Below are 19,830 nucleotides of genomic sequence, written 5' to 3' on the forward strand. Positions count from 1 at the left end.
GGGAATAATAAGATGAATATGCCAAAACGCTACAGTGAAATGACACCGCATGAGCTTAGGGAAGAAATTGGGGCTTTGAAGGAGCAAGCAGTAAAGGCTGAGCAACTTGGAATTGTAAATGAGTTCGATGTATTAATGAGAAAGATGGCCATGGCCCGTGCTTACATGACTGATATAAACAAATTCCATATTGGTGAGACATATGAATTAGTAGAAGAACCTGGTGTAGTATTTAAAATCACGTATTTCAATGGGGTATTTGCTTGGGGTTATAAGCAAAATGATAATGAAGAGATTGGGATACCAATTTCCTTGCTACAGGAAAAATAAAAACCAGAGAGCGAATATCTCTCTGGTTTTCATCTTTGGTAGGCGTTAAAGGAGATAGGAGATTCTAAAATTGGCGTTTTTTACATTCATTCGCCAGTATAATGAGAGACTGGGTTTGCTGCGTCTGTCCGTTAACTTGCGCTTTCGCATGTTTCGGACGAGTCCACGTATGGTTAAATAATTCAGAACGACTATCTAAACGATCACGGTAGCTCATCTTTATCACCTCGTGTAGGAAGTTAATTTTTTAGGTTGTACCTGTACTACTCTTCCTGCTGATTTGCAGCACGCATACGTTCTTGTGGGTGCGTGTTAATTGTGCCGTTAGGTCGTTTCGAAGCGAAGCGTGATTTCGCTTTCGGCTGACCATCGATTTTGCTGTTGTTTTTTGACTCAGACCAAAATTCGGCTTGTTTACCCATTGCGAACGCCCTCCTCATCATCAGTTGATACCTCTTTAAGAAGTATCACTTATAGAATGTGCAAAATAGAAGAAACTATCCTTTAGAAATGAAGGGATAAATAGGTAAAAGGAGACTAGAACATGAATGATATTCACGAAACATTAACGAAAGAACTATTAGACAAAAATGACAAACTTTCTTACGCACAAGCTCGTGCGTGGGTTGAACTACTGTGGGAAGACTTTCAAACAACTTATGCGAAATCAGGTCGTTATCAAGGTGATGAAATGACTGAGCAAGTAGTACGAACATGGATTAATAATCATGGAGGGCGCCTTCATGAAATGCGTACAAATAATCCGAAGTATAGCCATTTAATCAATCAAGAAGATCATTTGAAACATTAAAAAAAGCGACTTAAGTCGCTTTTTTTAATGTGGAAGCAATTCTAATTTCTTTCGAAGTTTTTCTTCGCTGAAAATCCATCCCGTATATGAACTAATAATATTTAAATTTTGATCGAGCTGAACGATTGCGACGAATGGATAATAATCTTTGCTTCGATACCGCAAATCAATGAACCGAACTTCATAATAGTTATCATAATCGAAAATATCCCAGCGATATACAGGTGAAAAAGATAAGAAAGCAGATATATTTTCATCTCTCACAGCAGCCTGCATAATGGCAGTATTCGGGAACGGTACGCGATCAAATTTATCGTATACAAGGATGTTACCGCGGTGCCATCTTGCGACGTAGTAATGTTCCGTTGTAACGACGGCTAAATGATAATGATAAAATTTGTAAGAAGGAGAAATAATTACTTTCTCTACATTTTTGAAACGTTTGTATACTACACTTTTAATATTTCGATGCATCATAACGCGGCCGATGTAGTAAACAAACATTAATATATACGCTGCTAAAGCAGTATATCCTTTATGTGATCCGACAAGCATACAAGCAATCGCAAGTATATGGATAAAGAAAATGACAGTATCGAAAGTATTAATTATGCCAAGTGCTACCCATTTTTTGGTGAAGGGCCTTAATGCTTGTGTACCATAGGCATTGAAAATATCCACAAAGACATGAAGAAAGACGGCAATAAATGACCAAAGTAGTAGATGCAAATATGGAGCGTCTGAAAAGAAGGCGAACGAGATGCCACTTATAAGGAATGACCAAAGAATTACTGCAGGAATGGAATGAGTAATCCCGCGATGATTTCTTATATATTTAGCGTTATTACGCAATTTTAAAACTGTATCGATATCAGGAATATTGGAACCAGCAATTGTTGCAAGCATCACTGCTTGAGGCCCAATATCACTTTGTGCTATGGTTGGATCTAATGTTGCCAAACTGCCTAGAGTAACGCCCATAACAAGGTGAGTGGCTGTGTCCATAGAAATCCACCTCCGTTTTTTATTAATGTAACTCTTTTTATTCGATACCTCAAGTCCTTTGCCTTCTATTTCCTATGTCATCTTACTTAAATTTTTTCCTAAAATCTTTATAATAGTACGTATATGCAAAAAAATGAGGGGGATCAAGTTTGACACTTGAAATATTAAATAAGTTTAACATAGAGCAGTTTCAAAATGATTTAATTGGTTGGTTTGAAAAAGAACAACGTGATTTACCGTGGCGAAAAAATAAAGATCCATACCGTGTTTGGGTTTCGGAAATTATGTTACAGCAAACAAGGGTGGAAGCTGTAAAACCATATTACGCAAATTTTATGGGGAAGTTTCCTACACTTGAAGCGTTAGCAAATGCCGATGATGAAGAAGTATTAAAAGCATGGGAAGGCTTAGGATATTATTCTAGAGCGCGAAATTTACACACGGCTGTAAAAGAGGTAAAAGAAGTATATGGCGGGATAGTACCGAGTGATGTAAAGAAAATCGAAAAACTAAAAGGAGTGGGACCATATACAAAAGGTGCCATTTTAAGCATTGCATACGGTATACCAGAGCCGGCGGTTGATGGAAACGTTATGCGTGTATTATCTCGTATTTTATCAGTATGGGATGACATTGCAAAACCCAAAACTAGAAAAGTGTTTGAAGAGATTGTGCGTGAAATTATTTCGGCTAAAAATCCATCTTATTTTAATCAAGGTTTGATGGAATTAGGAGCATTAATTTGTATACCGAAAAATCCATCTTGCTTACTTTGCCCTGTACGTGAACATTGCCGAGGATATGCTGAAGGCGTTCAAAAGGAGTTACCAGTAAAAAGTAAAGCGAAGGCTCCTACGATGGTACCGATTGTTGCAGGGGTACTTCAAACGGAAGATGGTCGTTACGTCATTAATAAACGTCCAAGTACCGGATTATTAGCTAACATGTGGGAGTTTCCGAATGCCGAACTTGGCGAAGGGATTCGGAATCAGAAGGAACAGCTTACAGATTATATGAAAGAAAAATTTGAGCTTTCGATTTCTATTGAAGAATACGCAATGAATGTGCAACATACGTTTACACATCGCACTTGGGATATATTCGTATTTTACGGAAAAGTAACCGGTGATATTGTTGAAACAGATACATTGAAATTTGTATCAAAAGAAGCATTCGAACAGTTACCTTTCTCTAAATCACATCGTACAATTTACGAAAATTGTGTGGAGAAAATTACAATGCAATAAATGAAAAAAACGTGTTCTAGAACTTTGGAACACGTTTTTTTATTGGGAGAAATTTGTATTTCGAGGCTAAAAATCGATGCTTTTATAATCCGCCACGTGATTCGATTTCTTTCACAATTTCTTTATAAATCGTTTGTCCCTCTACATTTAGATAAGGCATAATTTGCTGAAATGAATGATGAAAATGAGCTAATTCATCCTTGTTCCATTCATTTTTGGAAATCATAGTTAGCTCAGTCATATCACGTCCAGTATACATATTCCCACCTCCATCATATGTAGTTTGAATGAGTGATAAGAGATATATTCGTGAATTTTTTTAAAGAAAATTAAGGATAACTTCTAAGTGAATGGGTTACATTATTGATTGTGGAGGTGAGAAAGATGAGTAAAAAACAACAAGGTTATAATAAGGCAACTTCTGGTGCTAGCATTCAAAGTACAAATGCTAGCTATGGTACAGAGTTTGCAACTGAAACGAATGTACAAGCAGTAAAACAAGCGAACGCACAATCAGAGGCACAGAAAGCACAAGCTTCTGCTGCTCAAAGTGCAAATGCTAGTTATGGTACAGAGTTTGCAACTGAAACAGATGTGCATGCAGTGAAAAAACAAAATGCACAATCAGCTGCAAAACAATCACAATCTTCTAGCTCAAATCAGTAATGAAAGAAAAACACTTCTCCGTTCGAGAGAAGTGTTTTCTATGTGTGCAGGAGTCATTGTAATGAAAATAAAGGGAACGACATAACTTCTAATAAGTCAACAAATGTAGTCAAAGGAGAAAGAAGTGCGCGATTAGAAATATGTAATAGGAATTATAACTAGCGAATGAATTTAAAAGGGGGTAAGTGATGAACGATTTTGATAAGTTGGTAGGAGAGCAGTTGGAAACGATGGATGAGCTTTTAAAGTTACAATCGCATTTAGAGAAGTATCAGCAAATTGAAATGAGTGAAAGGGATACGTGCGATAAAAAAGAATTGCATTTTATCCGTCAAGAAATATATAGAACAGAAATAGCATTAAAACTTTTACATGAAAAATTTGAACAGCAAACGAATAATGTGATTCAATCTTTTGAAACCGAAAAAATAATTTCAAATTAAGGGTGAGATATGTTGTTGATTTTAGGTGAAAAGTCCTTTCTTAAACAGAGGTGAGGGGGCTTTTCTTTTTGTTATATCTTCGCTTGATCTTCTAAAATACGTATTGCTAATTCATAGAAAATGTTCCTTCGTTAAAAGGGTTAGTGATGTGGTATTCAATAATACAAACTTCATTATATTCCTCATGAAAACAAGTGTCCTATCGCTTTAGTTTTAAAATTTTGACAAAAAAGTTATAATAGAAAAAAAGTGAATGCAGTTCAAGGGGTAGTTAAGACAACTTAAGAAAAGCATTTGCGGTTGAAAGAAGGGAGCATATATGGGATTTCCCAAAGAAGGAGAAAAGGTACAAATACATAGTTATAAACATAATGGCTCCATTCATAGAATGTGGGAAGAGACAACAATTTTAAAAGGGACGCAGAGCCTTGTGATCGGAGCAAATGATCGTACAGTAGTTACGGAATCAGATGGTCGAACATGGGTTACTCGCGAACCTGCGATTTGTTACTTCCATGCTAATTATTGGTTTAATGTGATTGGAATGCTGAGAGAAGAAGGAGTATATTATTATTGTAATTTAAGTTCTCCTTTTGCATATGACTCTGAAGCATTAAAGTATATTGATTACGACTTAGACATAAAAGTGTATCCAGATATGACATATACACTTTTAGATGAAGATGAGTATGAAAAGCATAGTCAAATCATGCAGTATCCACCTGTTATTGATACAATTTTAAAACGAAATGTAGCACATTTAACACAGTGGATTCATCAAAGAAAAGGTCCATTTGCACCGGATTTCGTAGATATGTGGTACGAAAGATATTTAATGTACAGAAATTAAAACAAACCTGCAGGGGATTTCCCGGCAGGTTTGTCCTATTAGAGGGGGGATTATGTGCAAGGTATAAAAAGATATTTACAATTTGTTAAACCATATCGATGGCTCATTGCTATTACAATTATTATTGGTCTTGTTAAGTTCGGTATCCCGCTTATTATGCCATGGTTATTAAAGTATATTATTGATGATGTTATTCAAGGCACAGGCTCACTTCAAGAAAAAACGTCGCAATTAATAACCGCAATTGGGATTGCTTTTTTTATCTTTGCGATATTAAGACCACCGATAGAATATTATCGTCAATATTTTGCGCAGCGCATTGCCAATACAATACTATACGATTTACGAAAATATATTTTTGGGCACTTGCAAAAATTGAGTTTACGTTATTATTCGAACACAAAAACAGGGGAGCTTATTTCACGTGTAATCCATGATGTAGAACAAACGAAGGACTTTGTAATTACCGGTCTTATGAATGTCTGGTTAGATACTGCAACAATTGCTATTGCTATTATCGTTATGTTTTCGATGAATATAAAATTAACCTTTGTTGCTTTATTAATCTTACCTATTTATGTAGTTGCAGTGAAATATTTTTTCGGGCGCCTTCGAAAACTGACGAAAGAGCGCTCACAAGCGTTAGCAACTATGCAAGGGTATTTACATGAACGTATTCAAGGGATGCAAGTGACACGTAGTTTTGCATTAGAAGAATATGAAAGAGGACAGTTTGAAAAGAGGAATAATGAATTTTTAACGAAAGCACTAACTCATACGAGTTGGACGGCGAGAACGTTTTCGGCAGTGAATACGTTAACGGATTTAGGGCCATTACTTGTTATTGGTTTTGCGGCGTATGAGGTAATTCAAGGATCGTTAACATTGGGTACTATGGTTGCTTTTGTTGGATATATGGATAGTTTATATAGTCCGCTTCGTCGCCTTGTTAATTCATCTACAACATTAACACAGTCTTTCGCCTCGATGGATCGAGTGTTTGAATTGTTGGATGAAAAATACGATATTGTTAATGTGCCAAATGCGGTGCAAACGAAAAGGTTAGATGGAGAAGTTATATTTGATAATGTTTCTTTTCGTTATAATGCGGATGAAAAAGAAATATTGCATAATCTGTCATTAACTATGCGGCCAGGAGAGAAGGTTGCGCTTGTAGGGGCAAGTGGTGGAGGAAAGTCATCTCTTGCTAGTTTAATTCCGCGTTTTTATGATGTTTCTGAAGGAGCAGTGTATATAGACGGGATAGATGTAAGAAAGTACAATATGAGAAATTTGCGTAGTCATATTGGAATTGTGCTACAAGATAATTTATTATTTAGCGATACAATCGGGGCTAATATTTTATATGGTAATCCGAAAGCTACAGAGGCGGAAGTGATTTCAGCTGCCAAAGCTGCGCAAATTCATAATTTTATTACAGAGTTGCCAGACGGCTATGATACTGTCGTGGGGGAACGTGGTGTGAAATTATCGGGCGGGCAAAGACAACGTGTAGCGATTGCACGAGTGTTTCTAAAGAATCCGTCTTTACTTATATTAGACGAAGCAACTTCCGCTTTAGATTTAGAAAATGAACGATATATTCAAGAGGCACTGCAAACGTTAGCGGCAGATCGGACAACAATTATCATTGCACACCGATTAGCGACAATCACGCATGTCGATACAATTATTTATGTTGAAGATGGTGAAATAAAAGAAACGGGTTCTCATGAAGAGTTAATGAAAAACAGAGGATTTTATTACAATCTATATCAACTTCAGCATATAACAGAAACAGCTCCTTTAGCATAAAAGGAGCTGTTTTTTATTCGTCTTCTTTTTTATCTTCGATTTGGAGTTCACTCTCTGGTTTATGGTATGTGTAGAAGCTATCCACAAGTAAATCTAAATGCTCTACTTCCTCACTGTAGTTAATAATTGAAGAAATAAGAGGGAAGAGGTGTAACCATATTTTATATGCTTCCTCATCGTCCTTATTTTGATAATCCATAAAGATATCAATCAATTCTTGTTTACCTGTTTCAACTTCATCAAGCATCTCAACGGATTGTTGTTTCTTTGCTTTACCAATAAATTTTAATAAAACTTGTTCGTGATAATGCGTTAATGAATCAAGTTCGTTTTGAATAGATTCCTGAAACTCTTCTGGCATATAGCGCAGTTCATTTTCAGTACGATGTAATGACTTTAACGTGCTTAAAGCGCGGCTTGTTGTCGCTAACATTTGTCTGAATAAAACGAGCTTACGAATTTTTGCGAATTGTATTTTCTTCGTGTAACTTCTTTCTTCTTTATACAGCAAATAGTAATGATTTAGTTTAATCATTTTTTCTTTCATGCGATCAATATCGGTTTTTAGCGTTGTAAAATCAGAAGCTTGCCTACTGTTCATACGAATCCATTTAACAATTTCTTCTGTATTATCAACGATGCGATGGTAAAGTTTTGTTTCATATTTTGGCGGCATAAATACTAAATTTACAAGCGAAGCCGCAATAATTCCAATCATAATCGTCGCGAATCGAAGTAAGGCAAAATTAAAGAAATCTTCGCCTTGATACTCCATAATGGCGATAACTGTTACTAAAGCGATTGATATTGTGTTTTCTAAGCGTAATTGTAAAGTAAGAGCAATTACTAATATACACGTTAATCCAATAATAAAAGGATTATGTCCAAAAGCAGTAGCAAATACGATAGCGAATACCGCACCAATTACGTTTGCTTGAATTTGCTCAAGAGCTGTTAAATACGAGCGGTATACAGACGGTTGAACAGCAAAGATAGCTGAGATTCCCGCAAATACTGGACTCGGTAATTGAAGTAAAATACAAGCAAATAAAGCTAATGTAATGGCAATACCCGTTTTTAAAATGCGAGCACCAAGTTTCATACCCTTATTGATATCCTTTCTCTTGTCATAATGAATGTACAACATGATACTATACATTCATTACAATATGTTAGCAAGTGATATTTTAGTGACGTTAAAAAGAAATTAAGATTCATTTTATAATTTTTCCTAATTCTTTTTAAACATCAATTTTTAGTAAAAAAACCTGCTGAATTTCAGCAGGTTTCAAATTGTTACTATAGATTACTATGAGAAGTGTACTTCGTCAATTTTTTCTTGAAAATGAAAATTAGGCATATCACTCTGTTGAGATAGATGGGTCCGCCTGTTCTTTTTTCGGGATAATTTCATAGAAGTGAAGCTGGATATTATCTAATAAGGGTGTTAATAAAGCGACTTCTTCATATTGTTCATGCTCATTTAATACACGAATGTAGTCTAATAATAATTCATTTACATCTTGCAAACCATTTTTACTAATTGGCTGCAATGTTACATTTGCACCTTTAGCGATTCTTTGTTTTAGGGCTTGCTCTGTTAAACCTAAGTTTGGCTCATGACGTAAATAAACAACACCACCAGTCATGCCGGCACAAATCCATGGACCAGGATCTCCTAAAACAAGAGCACGACCATTTGTCATATATTCAAAAGCAAACCCTTTTATATTGGAATATGCGCCTATATTCCCTTGTTCTTTTTCACGGAGTGGTTTTGTAATTCTACCTCCAATTATCATGTCTGCCCCAGAAAGGCGAATGCCAGCACGAGCATCAGCGTTACCTTGCACGTATAATGCACCTTTTTGAGCGCCGTATCCAAATCCTTTTCCGACAGAACCGTTATAATATGTTCCATCTTTCCCTTTTGCTTTCGTTATATAAATGCCACCACCAAATGAAGTTTTCCCAATGCCGTCTTGCGCACCGCCATTTACGTGTATAAATAAGTTCTCGCTATTGTACGCGCCTAATCCGTTTCCAGGAACAGAACCGTTTGTATACTTTAATGTAAGTGGTTCAAGATGAGTGTTTTCATATAATTTACTACGAACACGATAACAGGATTCTAGACCGCCCATTACACGTTGCTCTACGCCGACGCTTACTAATTCTTTTGACTGGAGAGAATTAGTTGATTCAAATTGTTTTTCTTGTACAGATTCCGTTATTTTCACGGATGAATCTTCTATCGTTTGTATTAAGTTTCGTAAGTCTAATAAGTTCTGGCCTCGAGTTTGTTCTAATAAATCTGATCGCCCGACAATATCTTGTAAGTTTGTGTAACCGAGCTGCCCTGTTAAACGTTTTAGTTCTGTACCGAAAGTAGTGAATAGGTTTAATAGCCCGGCAACTGCGCTTTCTAATTCACGTGGAACGAAACGGCGCAGTCCATGTTCTTTTGCTTGAGCTTCAGATTCAATTTGTGTTGCAATTCCGACGTGGCACGTATCGAGATGACAACCACGGCAAGTTGTACAGCCAATGGCAATCATTGATAATGTACCAAATCCAATCCGGTTTGCTCCAAGGAGCATGATTTTTAAGGCATCATTTACGCTTCGGATACCACCGTCTGCCCAAATCTCTACTTTATGTCTCATATGTGCTTCTAATAGAGCGTTATGTGCAGCTTTAACACCGATTTCTACAGGAAGACCTACATGTTGCAATGCATGAATACGTGCAGCACCTGTTCCGCCATCAAACCCGCTAATGTTAATAAAATCAGCACCAGCTTTTGCAATACCGACAGCAATTGTTCCAATATTAGGAACGACAGGGACTTTTACAGCTACTTTTGCAAGATGATTAGCCGTTTTAATTTCTGTAATCATTTGGGCTAAGTCTTCAATTGAATAAATATCATGGTTGTTAGAAGGTGAAATTAAATCCGAACCAATTGTAGCATTACGTGCTTCAGCGATTTTGGCAGTTACTTTTGAGCCAGGCAAATGTCCACCTTCACCAGGCTTTGCTCCTTGACCAATTTTTATTTCAATTAAATTTGATGAATTTAGTAGTTCAGCGTTTACTCCAAATCGACCAGATGCAACTTGTTGTCCGCGTGTATTTGGGTATTTGCCAATCATATCTTTAATTTCGCCGCCTTCACCGTTCAAACTAATCATATTTAGCTGATCGGCAGCTTCTGCATATGCACGGAAGGCTATTTCATTTTGAGAACCGAATGACATGGAACTAATAATAAATGGTAAATCATGATTGTGAATGCCGATGGACACTTCTTCAGTTGGAATTACATGTTTTGTTTGTTTTGTTTGTTTTGTTTGAATAAGGTGCCTGATTGCGATAGAGTTATTTTCTTCTAATTCACTTAACTTGTCGCGGTAATCATCATAAGAGTTTCCTTTGGCAACATCACCAATTGCTTTCCAAATCCGCGGGAATATATGAAATGATTTTCTCATTCTAACTTGTGGATTGTTATAATCAATCGCACGAATTTTTGCATCTTCAGCAAGTGATTCAAGTGAAAATGCTAAATCATTTGAACCGAAGAAATTTGTAATTTGTAATGTGTTTGCGATTTCCTCATGTAATCCAATAGAGGAGAAGAGGCGACCGTAACCGCGTAATTCATGAATTCCAATCGTTGAAATTACTTTCTCTAGTCCTTTATTAAGTGCGGTATACAAATTAGTAATTGGTGCTTTTGTTCCATCATTTACAGTTGCGAATAATAAATATGGATTAATACCGTCTGCCCCTAATCCGTATAGTGTGACGATATCGTGTAAGGAGCGAAGGGCACCAGAACGTATAACGAGAGAGCATTTCCGGCGTAAATTATTTTCAGTTAATGCTTGATGTACTTTAGCGGTAACTAAATGTGGATCAATCCATAATAGTTCATTTTGATGAGAGTTAGCGTCATCTAATAATAGTAGGGAAGCCCCATTTTTAACGGCTACTATCGCCTCGGAACTAATTCGATTTAACGCGCTTTGTAAAGTTTCTGATGGACTAAATGTAACAGAAATTGTAGAAACAGAGCTATGAGTGGTGAATAGCTGTATAAGTTGTTCGTACGTAATCGTCTGTAAGTCTGCCGCGATAGGCTGAGCTAAACTTCCTTCTAAAATAATTGGTGAAAGCATCTCGATTACAAATGGTTGTTTAGAGTTATCTAATAAACTTGGACGTTCTCCGAGTACGGTACGTGTGGAGAAGTGTTCGACTTCTCGATCACGATCGATGGCTGGATTTGTTACAACGGCTACACTTTCCTTAATGAAATCGGCAATATTTCGTCTATCTGTATCAAGTGCGGCAAGTGGTGAGTCATGCCCAAGTGAACGAATTGGTTCGACACCTTTTGTTGCCATCTGTTCAAGGAGCTGAATATGTTCTCGATCCCATCCGAAAGCAACGTATTGCTTCGTTTCAACTTGAACGGAATCACATAACCCTTGAATTTCTTTCGTTTCAGGGATAGATAAGTTTACATGATAGTTGGTAACATCGATTCGTTTCTTAAAACGGTTATATACTTCAATTTGATAATTGTCGTATTCATAGAGAATAAGCTCATCTTGTTCATTCCATTTTAGTCCAACTTTTTCTCCAGGAGCGAGTGGTTTCGGCTCTGCTACATACTCAGTTGGTGATACAACTCCAGGTTCAGAAGAGAAAATATAGGAGCTCTCTGTCTCTACTTTCCAAACTGGGCGCAATCCAAGAGAATCGACACTGAAAACAGCTTCATCTTTATAACGTGAAATGATGCCAGCTGGACCTTGAGCGAAATGCCCCCAAGCCTCACGTATATAAGTGTATAAGTTTTGTAAGTTTGTTTCGTAAAGTTTTATTTCATTAATAATTGGTGGGAATAATATATCCATTGCTTCAAATAAGCTGTAGTTATACTGAACGAGAAGGGTTTCTAAGGTGCGGTTTAAATCTTGGGAGTCACTTCCCCCTGCAGTAAGTGGTACATGAACCATTTCGGCTTGATCACGTAATTTGGCAATTGTATTAATTTCACCATTATGTCCGAGAATGCTAAATGGTTGTACACGAAAAAAATTAGATAATGTATTAGTAGAATAGCGATTATGTCCTAGTGTCATAGTTGAAGCGATAAGTGGGTGTTGTAAATCGTTGTAATAGGCAACAAGTGTATCTCCAGCACCTAGAACTTTATATACAACATGTTCATGACTTAATGAGGCAACATGAATTGCTTCATTTTCTTCGATTTTTATTGTTACAGAAAATAATGTTTGCTCAATATTTTTAACTTCATTTTCAGCGATAAGGGCAACTTGCCAAAATAAAGGTTCTTCTTGTTTACCAAGAGGACCGAGTGCATCTGAGTTTATTACATCATCATTTTCGAGAACAATTGTCAATTTTTCATTGTTTAGTTGCGTACGAATGTAATCTTTTAACTCAGCAATGTTTTCTTTTTTGTTTAGAAAAAAATGTCCAACGATAAAGTGGGGATGATCCACAATCGTTGGATTATATCCGCTACTTTTCAGTTTTTCATTCCAAAGTGCTTTTGGCATGTCGATATGAATTCCGATACCATCTCCTTCGCCATTAATGAAACCAGCTCTATGATTCATTTTGACGAGTGATTGTATACAAAGGTCGATGTTTTCTTTTGTAGGAATTCTTCGTTTTCCCATAACGGAAACGATTCCACACGCATCATGTTCTGTATTTTTATAATTCCGAAATAAAGACGGTGTCCATTTATTTTTTTTATTGAGCATCCGTCAATCCCCCCTCTGGAAAATGAATTTTGAATAATCTTACTATTTAAGGCGTAAGTAGCCTTGTATACAGGGATAGTAAGGATATAAAAGAATGTAAAACAGATAATTATGAATAATTATACTATTAATGAGGGATTTATGAAATAGAAAAAAGGAAAAAAGAAAGGTTGCTTTCTTTTTTCCTTTTAATTATAGGGGTTATTTATTGTCTGCTAAAGCAGCAAATGCTCTGCCGACAGCTTCAATTGTATATTCAATATCTTCTTTTGTATGTTCTGTTGTTAAGAACCATGCTTCATACTTAGAAGGTGCTAAATTAATACCTTCTTGAAGCATTAGCTTGAAGAATCTACCGAACATTTCCCCATCTGTATTTTTGGCTGCATCGTAATCTTCAATTGTATTTGTCGTGAAGTATACAGTTAATGCACCTTTTAGACGGTTTACTGTAATATCGATGTTATGTTTTGTAGCTTGTTCTAAAATTCCTTTTTCAAGCATTGCGCCAAGTGCATCTAATTTCTCGTATACGCCTTCTTGTTGAAGTACTTCAAGACATGCAATACCGGATGCCATAGAAGCAGGGTTCCCAGCCATTGTACCAGCTTGGTATGCAGGGCCGAGCGGAGCAACTTGTTCCATAATTTCTTTCTTACCACCGTAAGCGCCAATTGGAAGGCCACCGCCGATAACTTTACCAAGTGCTGTTAAGTCTGGTGTCACGCCAAGTAAGTCTTGAGCACCACCGTACATAAAGCGGAAAGCAGTAATAACTTCATCATAAATTACTAATGCGCCAGCTTCATGGACAAGCTCATTTACTTTCTCAAGGAATCCAGGTTTAGGCTCTACGATACCGAAGTTTCCAACGATTGGTTCTACAAGGATAGCTGCTACTTCATGTCCCCATTTATCTAAAGCTTCTTTTAACGTTTCTACATTATTAAAGGGAACGGTAATAACTTCTTGTGCAATACTTTGTGGCACACCAGCTGAATCAGGAGTTCCAAGAGTAGAAGGACCAGAGCCAGCTGCTACAAGTACCAAATCGGAATGACCGTGGTAACAACCAGCGAATTTCATAATTTTTGTGCGACCAGTGTAAGCGCGGGCAACACGAATGGTTGTCATAACGGATTCTGTACCAGAGTTTACGAAACGGACTTTATCTAATGCGGGCATTGCTTCTTTTAACATTTTTGCAAATTTTACTTCTAGTGCTGTTGGCGTTCCGTATAGTACACCATTTTCAGCAGCAGTTGTAATTGCTTTTGTTATATGCGGGTGAGCATGTCCAGTAATAATAGGACCGTATGCTGCTAAATAATCGATATATTTATTTCCATCTACATCCCAGAAATAAGCACCTTTTCCGCGTTCCATTGCAACCGGAGAACCGCCTCCAACTGCTTTGAAAGAACGGGAAGGACTGTTAACACCACCAACGATATGTTCTAAAGCTTCCTTATGTAACGCTTCTGATTTTGTGAAATTCACTTCAATTCATCTCCTTACAAAAATCTATGTATTATTCTAACATGTTTTTTGAAAAGACGTATTGTTTGTGATAGAAGGAGCAGTTGGGTAAACTATTCGTTGTGACATTTAGGAAGGGGGTCCGATTATGAAATCGGTAATTGAGGTACAAGGGTTACGTAAAGAGTTTACAGCCTATTCAAGTCGTCCGGGATTAAAGGGTGCATTTCGCGATTTATTAAATCGTAATTATAAAATAGTACCAGCAGTAAATGATGTTTCTTTTACTGTGAAGCAAGGTGAAATGGTCGGTTATATTGGTGAGAATGGTGCTGGTAAATCAACGACAATTAAAATGCTTACAGGGATTTTGACTCCGACATCAGGACAAATTACAGTGAATGGAATGAATCCGCACAAACAGAGAGAAGAATTTGTAAGAACAATTGGTGTCGTGTTTGGTCAGCGTTCACAGCTTTGGTGGGATATTGCTGTACAAGAATCATTTCGTTTGTTGAAGAAAGTGTACGGTGTATCAGACGCTCAGTATAAGGAACATATGGAACATGTTATTGAAACGTTAGATATCGGTCCTTTATTAGATAAACCGGTACGAAAATTATCTCTTGGTCAAAGAATGCGTTGTGAACTAGCAGCGGCGTTAATTCATAATCCGCCATTATTATTTTTAGATGAGCCAACAATTGGACTTGATGTTCTTGTGAAATTGAAAATACGAGAATTTTTAAAAGAGATGAATGAACGTTATAAAACAACAATTTTATTAACGACGCATGATATTACTGATATTGAAGCTTTATGTGAACGCGTTATCATGCTTGATGAAGGAAATATTATGTATGACGGTTCTTTAAATAATCTTCGTACGCAGTGGGGAGCAGAGAAGGAAATACATTTTCAATTTATTGCCCCAGTTTCATACCAGGAGTTATCAATGGTTATGCCAGATAGTCATGTTGCTTGGTCAAAGGCGAAAGAAGAAAACGCTTGGGTGGCAAAAATACCGAATGAAGAAGTTATCATTTCTATGTTGATTTCTAAAGTAGTACAGGCCTTTCAAATTAAAGATTTGAAAATTAACGAAGTGTCTACAGAGGAAATTATTCGTAACATTTATGAAGAAGGTATTATGCATGGGTAAGTATATTGAAATGATTCGAATTCGCTTTTTAATGATGCTCGCCTATCGTACAAATTATTACAGCGGGATTTTAATTTATACGATTAATATCGGTGCGTATTATTTTTTATGGCAAGCGATTTATAGCGGGAAAGAAAATATTGAAAGTTTATCTATTTCGCAAATGACTACGTATATTGCGATCGCATGGATGGCGCGTGCTTTTTATTTCAATAATATAGATAGAGAAATTGCGATGGAAATTCAAGAAGGACGTGTGGCGGTAGAGCTAATTCGTCCGTATAACTATTTAGGTATGAAAGTTATGCAAGGTCTTGGAGAAGGGATATTTCGTTTTGCTTTCTTTTCAATTCCAGGTATGGTTATGGTTACGTTATTATTTTCATTACAAATTACAACGAATTTTCAAACGTGGTTATATTTCTTCTTATCTTTAATATTTAGTTTTATCATTAATACACAAATAAATTTAATGACAGGAATGCTTACATTCTTCTTATTTAATAATAGTGGAATTATGTATGCGAAACGTGTTGTTATCGATTTATTTTCTGGTCTATTATTACCGATTAGTTTTTATCCGTTATGGGCCCAAAAAGCAATGGTGTTTTTACCGTTTCAAGCAATTAGTTATATTCCGAGTATGATTTTCTCTGAAGGTATACAAGGGAGTAAGTTATATGAAGCTTTATTATTTCAAATGATTTGGGCAATTATACTTATTATTCCAATTGTACTGATGTGGAAAACGGCGAGAAAACGTCTAATCGTACAAGGGGGATGATGAGATGATGTATATAAAATTATTTTTGCAATATGCAAGTCAATATATAAAAACAAAATTGGAGTATCGTGGCGATTTTATCGTCGGATTACTTTCAGATTTATCACTACAAGCTGTTAATTTAATCTTCATTCTTGTTGTGTTTGGACATACCCAAGCACTAAAAGGGTGGAGCCGAGAAGAAGTAATCTTTATTTACGGTTTCTTTTTAGTACCGTTTGCCATTTTTTCAGCTTTCTTTAATATATGGGACTTTAATGATCGTTACATTATTAAAGGAGAAATGGACCGTATATTAACGAGACCGATCCATAGTTTGTTTCAAATTATATTAGAAAGAATGGAACTCGAATCTTTAATTGGAGCGATTACAGGAATTATTGTAATGGGATATGCAGCAGTAGAATTACAGTTATCTTTTTACTGGTATGATTTCTTCTTATTCCTACTAATGGTAGGGGGAGGGGCGCTTGTGTATGGTGGGATATTTGTTACGCTTGCAAGCCTTGGGTTTTGGTCGGATGCGAAAAGTTCGATTATGCCGCTTATGTATAACATAGGGAATTATGGACGCTATCCTGTTGATATTTATAACCGTGTTATTCGCTTTGTTTTAACGTTTGTTTTACCGTTTGCATTTGTGGGGGTATATCCAGCAGCATACTTTTTAAGGAAAACAGAGTGGAATAGCTATGCTTTTGCGACACCATTTGTTGGTATTATCTGTTTTACTATTGCAATTACCCTTTGGAATCAAGGGGTCAAACGATATCGCGGTGCAGGAAATTAATTATAGAAGCTTGTTCGCTTCTAAGGGATAAATCAGCTATAGTCCTCATACATATAAAATGAGGTGGAGGACATGTTATGGGGATTTATTCTATTAATTGCAGCAATCGCTATTTTGAGAAGTGTCCAATTATTATGGAGTTCATATTCAGATTCTAGGCGTTTCTTTTCGCTGTATAATTTAGCCTCCTTATTTTTAATTTATACAACGGTACTGATTGCGTTTGGGTTAAGTTATGTTGTATTAGAAGAAATGGGTTTTGCAGTTTTGAAAGAAGATGGAGAAAGCTTGCATGCCCAATCTTTTCAACTTGTAGAAATTTGCTTGTATTTTAGCGCAGTTACTTTATTGTCCGTTGGGTACGGTGATATAGCTCCGATTGGAATAGGGAGATGGATTGCAATTGCAGAAGCACTAATTGGATATACATTACCGTTTGCTTTTGTAATGAGATCTGTAATAGAAAATGAAAAATAAGATAGCATTTGATATAGTAAAAGAAAAGAGTAGGAGTGATAACAATGATCACAGTAGGAGAAATGGCTCCAGAATTTACATTAGAGGGAAGTAACGGGGAACAAGTTCGCTTAGCTGATTTTCGTGGTAAAAATGTAGTTCTATATTTTTATCCGAAAGATATGACTCCAGGGTGTACAACTGAAGCATGTGATTTTCGAGATGCATATGGATTATTTCAAGAGAAAGATACAGTTATTCTTGGTGTAAGCCCTGATTCAGCGAACAGACATCTGAAATTTATTGAGAAGCATGAGCTTCCATTTGTACTTTTAGTAGATGAAGATCATAAGGTAGCAGAATTGTACGATGTTTGGAAATTGAAAAAGAACTTTGGGAAAGAATACATGGGAATCGAGCGTTCTACATTCCTTATTAATAAAGATGGTGAGCTTGTAAAAGAATGGCGTAAAGTGAAAGTGAAAGGACATATTGAGGATGTTCTTTCTTATATAAAGTAAATTCATTGTGGAGATAAAATATATAGAAGTAAGGCGAGTGTCTATACATATTTTATCGTCTTACATAAAGTGAAGTGTAGGGCATACCTCCTCAGATGATAGTATTCCAAGTGCGATTATGTCGCACTTTTTTTCTATGTAAATGTATAGAAAATGGGGAAAGATATATAAGAATAAGGCTATATACAAAAATAAACCACATACTTATAGTAGAAATATTGACGATTTATAAGAAAAGGAGTACACTCTTTATAAGAATTATAAAATAATAATCCGTATAGAATCGGGGTGCATGACGGTGGTCAAAGAAGAATTAAAAGAAGCGCTAGAAATGCTGAAAAATACGGGTGTACGCATTACTCCACAGCGTCATGCTATTTTAGAGTACCTTGTGGAATCTATGACGCACCCAACAGCGGATGACATTTATAAAGCATTAGAAGGTAAGTTTCCAAATATGAGTGTTGCAACTGTCTATAATAACTTACGTGTATTTAAAGAGGTTGGACTTGTAAAGGAATTAACTTATGGAGACGCTTCAAGTAGATTTGATTATGTTACAAGTCAACATTATCATGTGATTTGCGAAAAATGTGGTAAGATTGTTGATTTTCCTTATGGAGGTTTGGAACAGCTTGAAGAGGAAGCTGCGAAAACGACAGGCTTCGTTATTAATAGTCATCGCTTAGAAATTTATGGCGTTTGTCCAGAGTGTCATAAGGCGTAATATATAATAAAGAAAGAGGGTGACGATTACGTCACCCTCTTTCTTTATTATATGGAGATGAAAAAATACTGATCAAAGTGAAAACAAGTGTTACCCTTTATAGCTTTTTTTATTGTACTTCTCATCAAATTCTTTTCCTTCTAAACTCGGATCGAGTGTTAAAGGTTGGTTGCAATGCATACATGCGTCGACACGACCGAGCATTTTTGTTGGCTTATCGCAGCTTGGACAAATAATTTGTACAGTTTTAGTGGATAACATACCAATCCAAAAGTAAACGACAGTACTAGCGATAACAGCTAAAAAGCCAACCATCATAAATGTTGTCATAATAATAATGTTGTCACGGAAAAAAACTCCTAAGTATGCAATGAAGAGACCGATAAATACTAGACTTAATGCAAAGGTCCGAATTTTATTGATTTTGTTCGAATATTTAATGCCCATTCCCACCACACTCCTATAATAATAATATAACACAAAAATCAGAATTTTCATTCTCGTATAAACCTAGTGAAATGATAAGGTGTAAAATAGGAAGGCGTATAGCCATGTAAAAAGAATACATTGGGAGATAGAATGTTATCGTTCAAGTGTTTTTAAAGTTTTTAACGGGATGTGAAATTTTTTTTGAAAAAGTATTGACCCTATATATACTGCATGATATATTAATAAATGTCGCTGATGCGGAAACGCAGAAAACGACAAAAAAGAAAATGAAAAACTTAGTTGACATCGAAAAACGAAGATGTTAACATAAGGAAGTCGCAAATGAGCGACCAAGTAGTTCTTTGAAAACTGAACGAAACAAACAATGTGAACGTCAATTTTTATTTTTAGATGCTAGACAAACTAACTTTATTGGAGAGTTTGATCCTGGCTCAGGATGAACGCTGGCGGCGTGCCTAATACATGCAAGTCGAGCGAATGGATTGAG

General features: G+C 36.2%; 21 protein-coding genes and 1 rRNA gene. 14 read left to right on the forward strand and 8 right to left on the reverse strand.

Annotated features, from left to right (window positions below; translation table 11 throughout):
- The first annotated feature begins 12 nt into the window (after positions 1-12).
- Positions 13-330, forward strand: coding sequence for a YfhH family protein (locus Q3V31_RS24335; protein WP_001057021.1), 318 nt, complete (start codon positions 13-15; stop codon positions 328-330).
- 64 nt (positions 331-394) lie between these two features.
- Here Q3V31_RS24335 and Q3V31_RS24340 read toward each other — a convergent pair whose 3' ends face one another.
- Both Q3V31_RS24340 and Q3V31_RS24345 read right to left on the reverse strand, forming a co-directional pair.
- Complete coding sequence (locus Q3V31_RS24340; protein ID WP_000122093.1) at positions 395-547, reverse strand: YpzG family protein; 153 nt, start codon at positions 545-547, stop codon at positions 395-397.
- Between the two features lie 46 nt (positions 548-593).
- Entirely contained in the window at positions 594-752 is a 159-nt protein-coding gene (locus Q3V31_RS24345) for a small, acid-soluble spore protein K (protein WP_000517891.1), read from the reverse strand.
- A gap of 122 nt (positions 753-874) precedes the next feature.
- Here Q3V31_RS24345 and Q3V31_RS24350 point away from each other — a divergent pair, with 122 nt between their 5' ends.
- Complete coding sequence (locus Q3V31_RS24350; RefSeq protein WP_000997857.1) at positions 875-1,141, forward strand: YfhJ family protein; 267 nt, start codon at positions 875-877, stop codon at positions 1,139-1,141.
- A 24-nt stretch (positions 1,142-1,165) separates the two neighbouring features.
- Here the strand turns inward: Q3V31_RS24350 and Q3V31_RS24355 are convergent, their stop codons facing one another.
- Positions 1,166-2,146 (reverse strand): metal-dependent hydrolase, encoded by a 981-nt coding sequence (locus tag Q3V31_RS24355; protein ID WP_000379144.1) that lies wholly within the window; start codon positions 2,144-2,146, stop codon positions 1,166-1,168.
- 149 nt (positions 2,147-2,295) lie between these two features.
- Here Q3V31_RS24355 and mutY point away from each other — a divergent pair, with 149 nt between their 5' ends.
- Entirely contained in the window at positions 2,296-3,393 is a 1,098-nt protein-coding gene (gene mutY, locus Q3V31_RS24360; RefSeq protein WP_000171387.1) for an A/G-specific adenine glycosylase, read from the forward strand.
- 82 nt (positions 3,394-3,475) lie between these two features.
- Here the strand turns inward: mutY and Q3V31_RS24365 are convergent, their stop codons facing one another.
- Complete coding sequence (locus Q3V31_RS24365) at positions 3,476-3,652, reverse strand: hypothetical protein (protein ID WP_002094743.1); 177 nt, start codon at positions 3,650-3,652, stop codon at positions 3,476-3,478.
- Between the two features lie 125 nt (positions 3,653-3,777).
- Here Q3V31_RS24365 and Q3V31_RS24370 point away from each other — a divergent pair, with 125 nt between their 5' ends.
- From Q3V31_RS24370 to Q3V31_RS24385, 4 genes are all read left to right on the forward strand, one after another.
- Positions 3,778-4,059 (forward strand): gamma-type small acid-soluble spore protein, encoded by a 282-nt coding sequence (locus Q3V31_RS24370; protein WP_000039043.1) that lies wholly within the window; start codon positions 3,778-3,780, stop codon positions 4,057-4,059.
- 188 nt (positions 4,060-4,247) lie between these two features.
- Complete coding sequence (locus Q3V31_RS24375; protein WP_000997589.1) at positions 4,248-4,502, forward strand: YgaB family protein; 255 nt, start codon at positions 4,248-4,250, stop codon at positions 4,500-4,502.
- Between the two features lie 319 nt (positions 4,503-4,821).
- A complete protein-coding gene (gene ntdP, locus Q3V31_RS24380; RefSeq protein WP_000506630.1) occupies positions 4,822-5,352 on the forward strand; it encodes a nucleoside tri-diphosphate phosphatase in 531 nt (176 codons plus the stop codon).
- 54 nt (positions 5,353-5,406) lie between these two features.
- Positions 5,407-7,167 (forward strand): ABC transporter ATP-binding protein, encoded by a 1,761-nt coding sequence (locus Q3V31_RS24385; protein ID WP_001161607.1) that lies wholly within the window; start codon positions 5,407-5,409, stop codon positions 7,165-7,167.
- A gap of 13 nt (positions 7,168-7,180) precedes the next feature.
- Here Q3V31_RS24385 and Q3V31_RS24390 read toward each other — a convergent pair whose 3' ends face one another.
- From Q3V31_RS24390 to hemL, 3 genes are all read right to left on the reverse strand, one after another.
- Positions 7,181-8,269: an FUSC family protein gene (locus Q3V31_RS24390; RefSeq protein WP_000765794.1), complete on the reverse strand. Its 1,089-nt coding sequence runs from the start codon at positions 8,267-8,269 to the stop codon at positions 7,181-7,183.
- Between the two features lie 259 nt (positions 8,270-8,528).
- On the reverse strand, positions 8,529-12,974 hold the full coding sequence (locus tag Q3V31_RS24395; RefSeq protein WP_329767410.1) for a glutamate synthase-related protein: 4,446 nt from the start codon (positions 12,972-12,974) through the stop codon (positions 8,529-8,531).
- Positions 12,975-13,175: 201 nt separating this feature from the next.
- Positions 13,176-14,474 carry a glutamate-1-semialdehyde-2,1-aminomutase gene (hemL, locus tag Q3V31_RS24400; protein WP_001011870.1) on the reverse strand — a complete coding sequence of 433 codons (1,299 nt, stop codon included), beginning with the start codon at positions 14,472-14,474 and terminating at the stop codon, positions 13,176-13,178.
- 127 nt (positions 14,475-14,601) lie between these two features.
- On the opposite strand from hemL, the gene Q3V31_RS24405 reads away from it, so the two are divergent.
- The 6 genes from Q3V31_RS24405 (at position 14,602) to perR (ending at position 18,893) form a co-directional block, all read left to right on the forward strand.
- Entirely contained in the window at positions 14,602-15,615 is a 1,014-nt protein-coding gene (locus tag Q3V31_RS24405; protein WP_000843654.1) for an ABC transporter ATP-binding protein, read from the forward strand.
- A complete protein-coding gene (locus Q3V31_RS24410; RefSeq protein WP_000521526.1) occupies positions 15,608-16,399 on the forward strand; it encodes an ABC transporter permease in 792 nt (263 codons plus the stop codon). Before Q3V31_RS24405 ends, Q3V31_RS24410 begins: the two co-directional genes overlap by 8 nt.
- 4 nt (positions 16,400-16,403) lie before the next feature.
- On the forward strand, positions 16,404-17,189 hold the full coding sequence (locus Q3V31_RS24415; protein WP_000990191.1) for an ABC transporter permease: 786 nt from the start codon (positions 16,404-16,406) through the stop codon (positions 17,187-17,189).
- A gap of 72 nt (positions 17,190-17,261) precedes the next feature.
- Positions 17,262-17,666 carry a potassium channel family protein gene (locus Q3V31_RS24420; RefSeq protein ID WP_000964348.1) on the forward strand — a complete coding sequence of 135 codons (405 nt, stop codon included), beginning with the start codon at positions 17,262-17,264 and terminating at the stop codon, positions 17,664-17,666.
- 44 nt (positions 17,667-17,710) lie between these two features.
- The gene (bcp, locus tag Q3V31_RS24425; protein ID WP_000633720.1) at positions 17,711-18,166 is read left to right on the forward strand and encodes a thioredoxin-dependent thiol peroxidase; all 456 of its coding nucleotides are present in this window, start codon (positions 17,711-17,713) and stop codon (positions 18,164-18,166) included.
- A gap of 298 nt (positions 18,167-18,464) precedes the next feature.
- On the forward strand, positions 18,465-18,893 hold the full coding sequence (gene perR, locus Q3V31_RS24430) for a peroxide-responsive transcriptional repressor PerR (RefSeq protein ID WP_000237831.1): 429 nt from the start codon (positions 18,465-18,467) through the stop codon (positions 18,891-18,893).
- 90 nt (positions 18,894-18,983) lie between these two features.
- On the opposite strand, the gene Q3V31_RS24435 is transcribed toward perR, so the two are convergent.
- Entirely contained in the window at positions 18,984-19,340 is a 357-nt protein-coding gene (locus Q3V31_RS24435) for a YgzB family protein (RefSeq protein ID WP_000511739.1), read from the reverse strand.
- Between the two features lie 411 nt (positions 19,341-19,751).
- On the opposite strand from Q3V31_RS24435, the gene Q3V31_RS24440 reads away from it, so the two are divergent.
- Positions 19,752-19,830 (forward strand): 16S ribosomal RNA (locus Q3V31_RS24440); the annotation flags it as partial.

The sequence above is a fragment of the Bacillus nitratireducens genome (assembly GCF_036320425.1).
Taxonomy (GTDB): Bacteria; Bacillota; Bacilli; order Bacillales; family Bacillaceae_G; genus Bacillus_A; species Bacillus_A nitratireducens.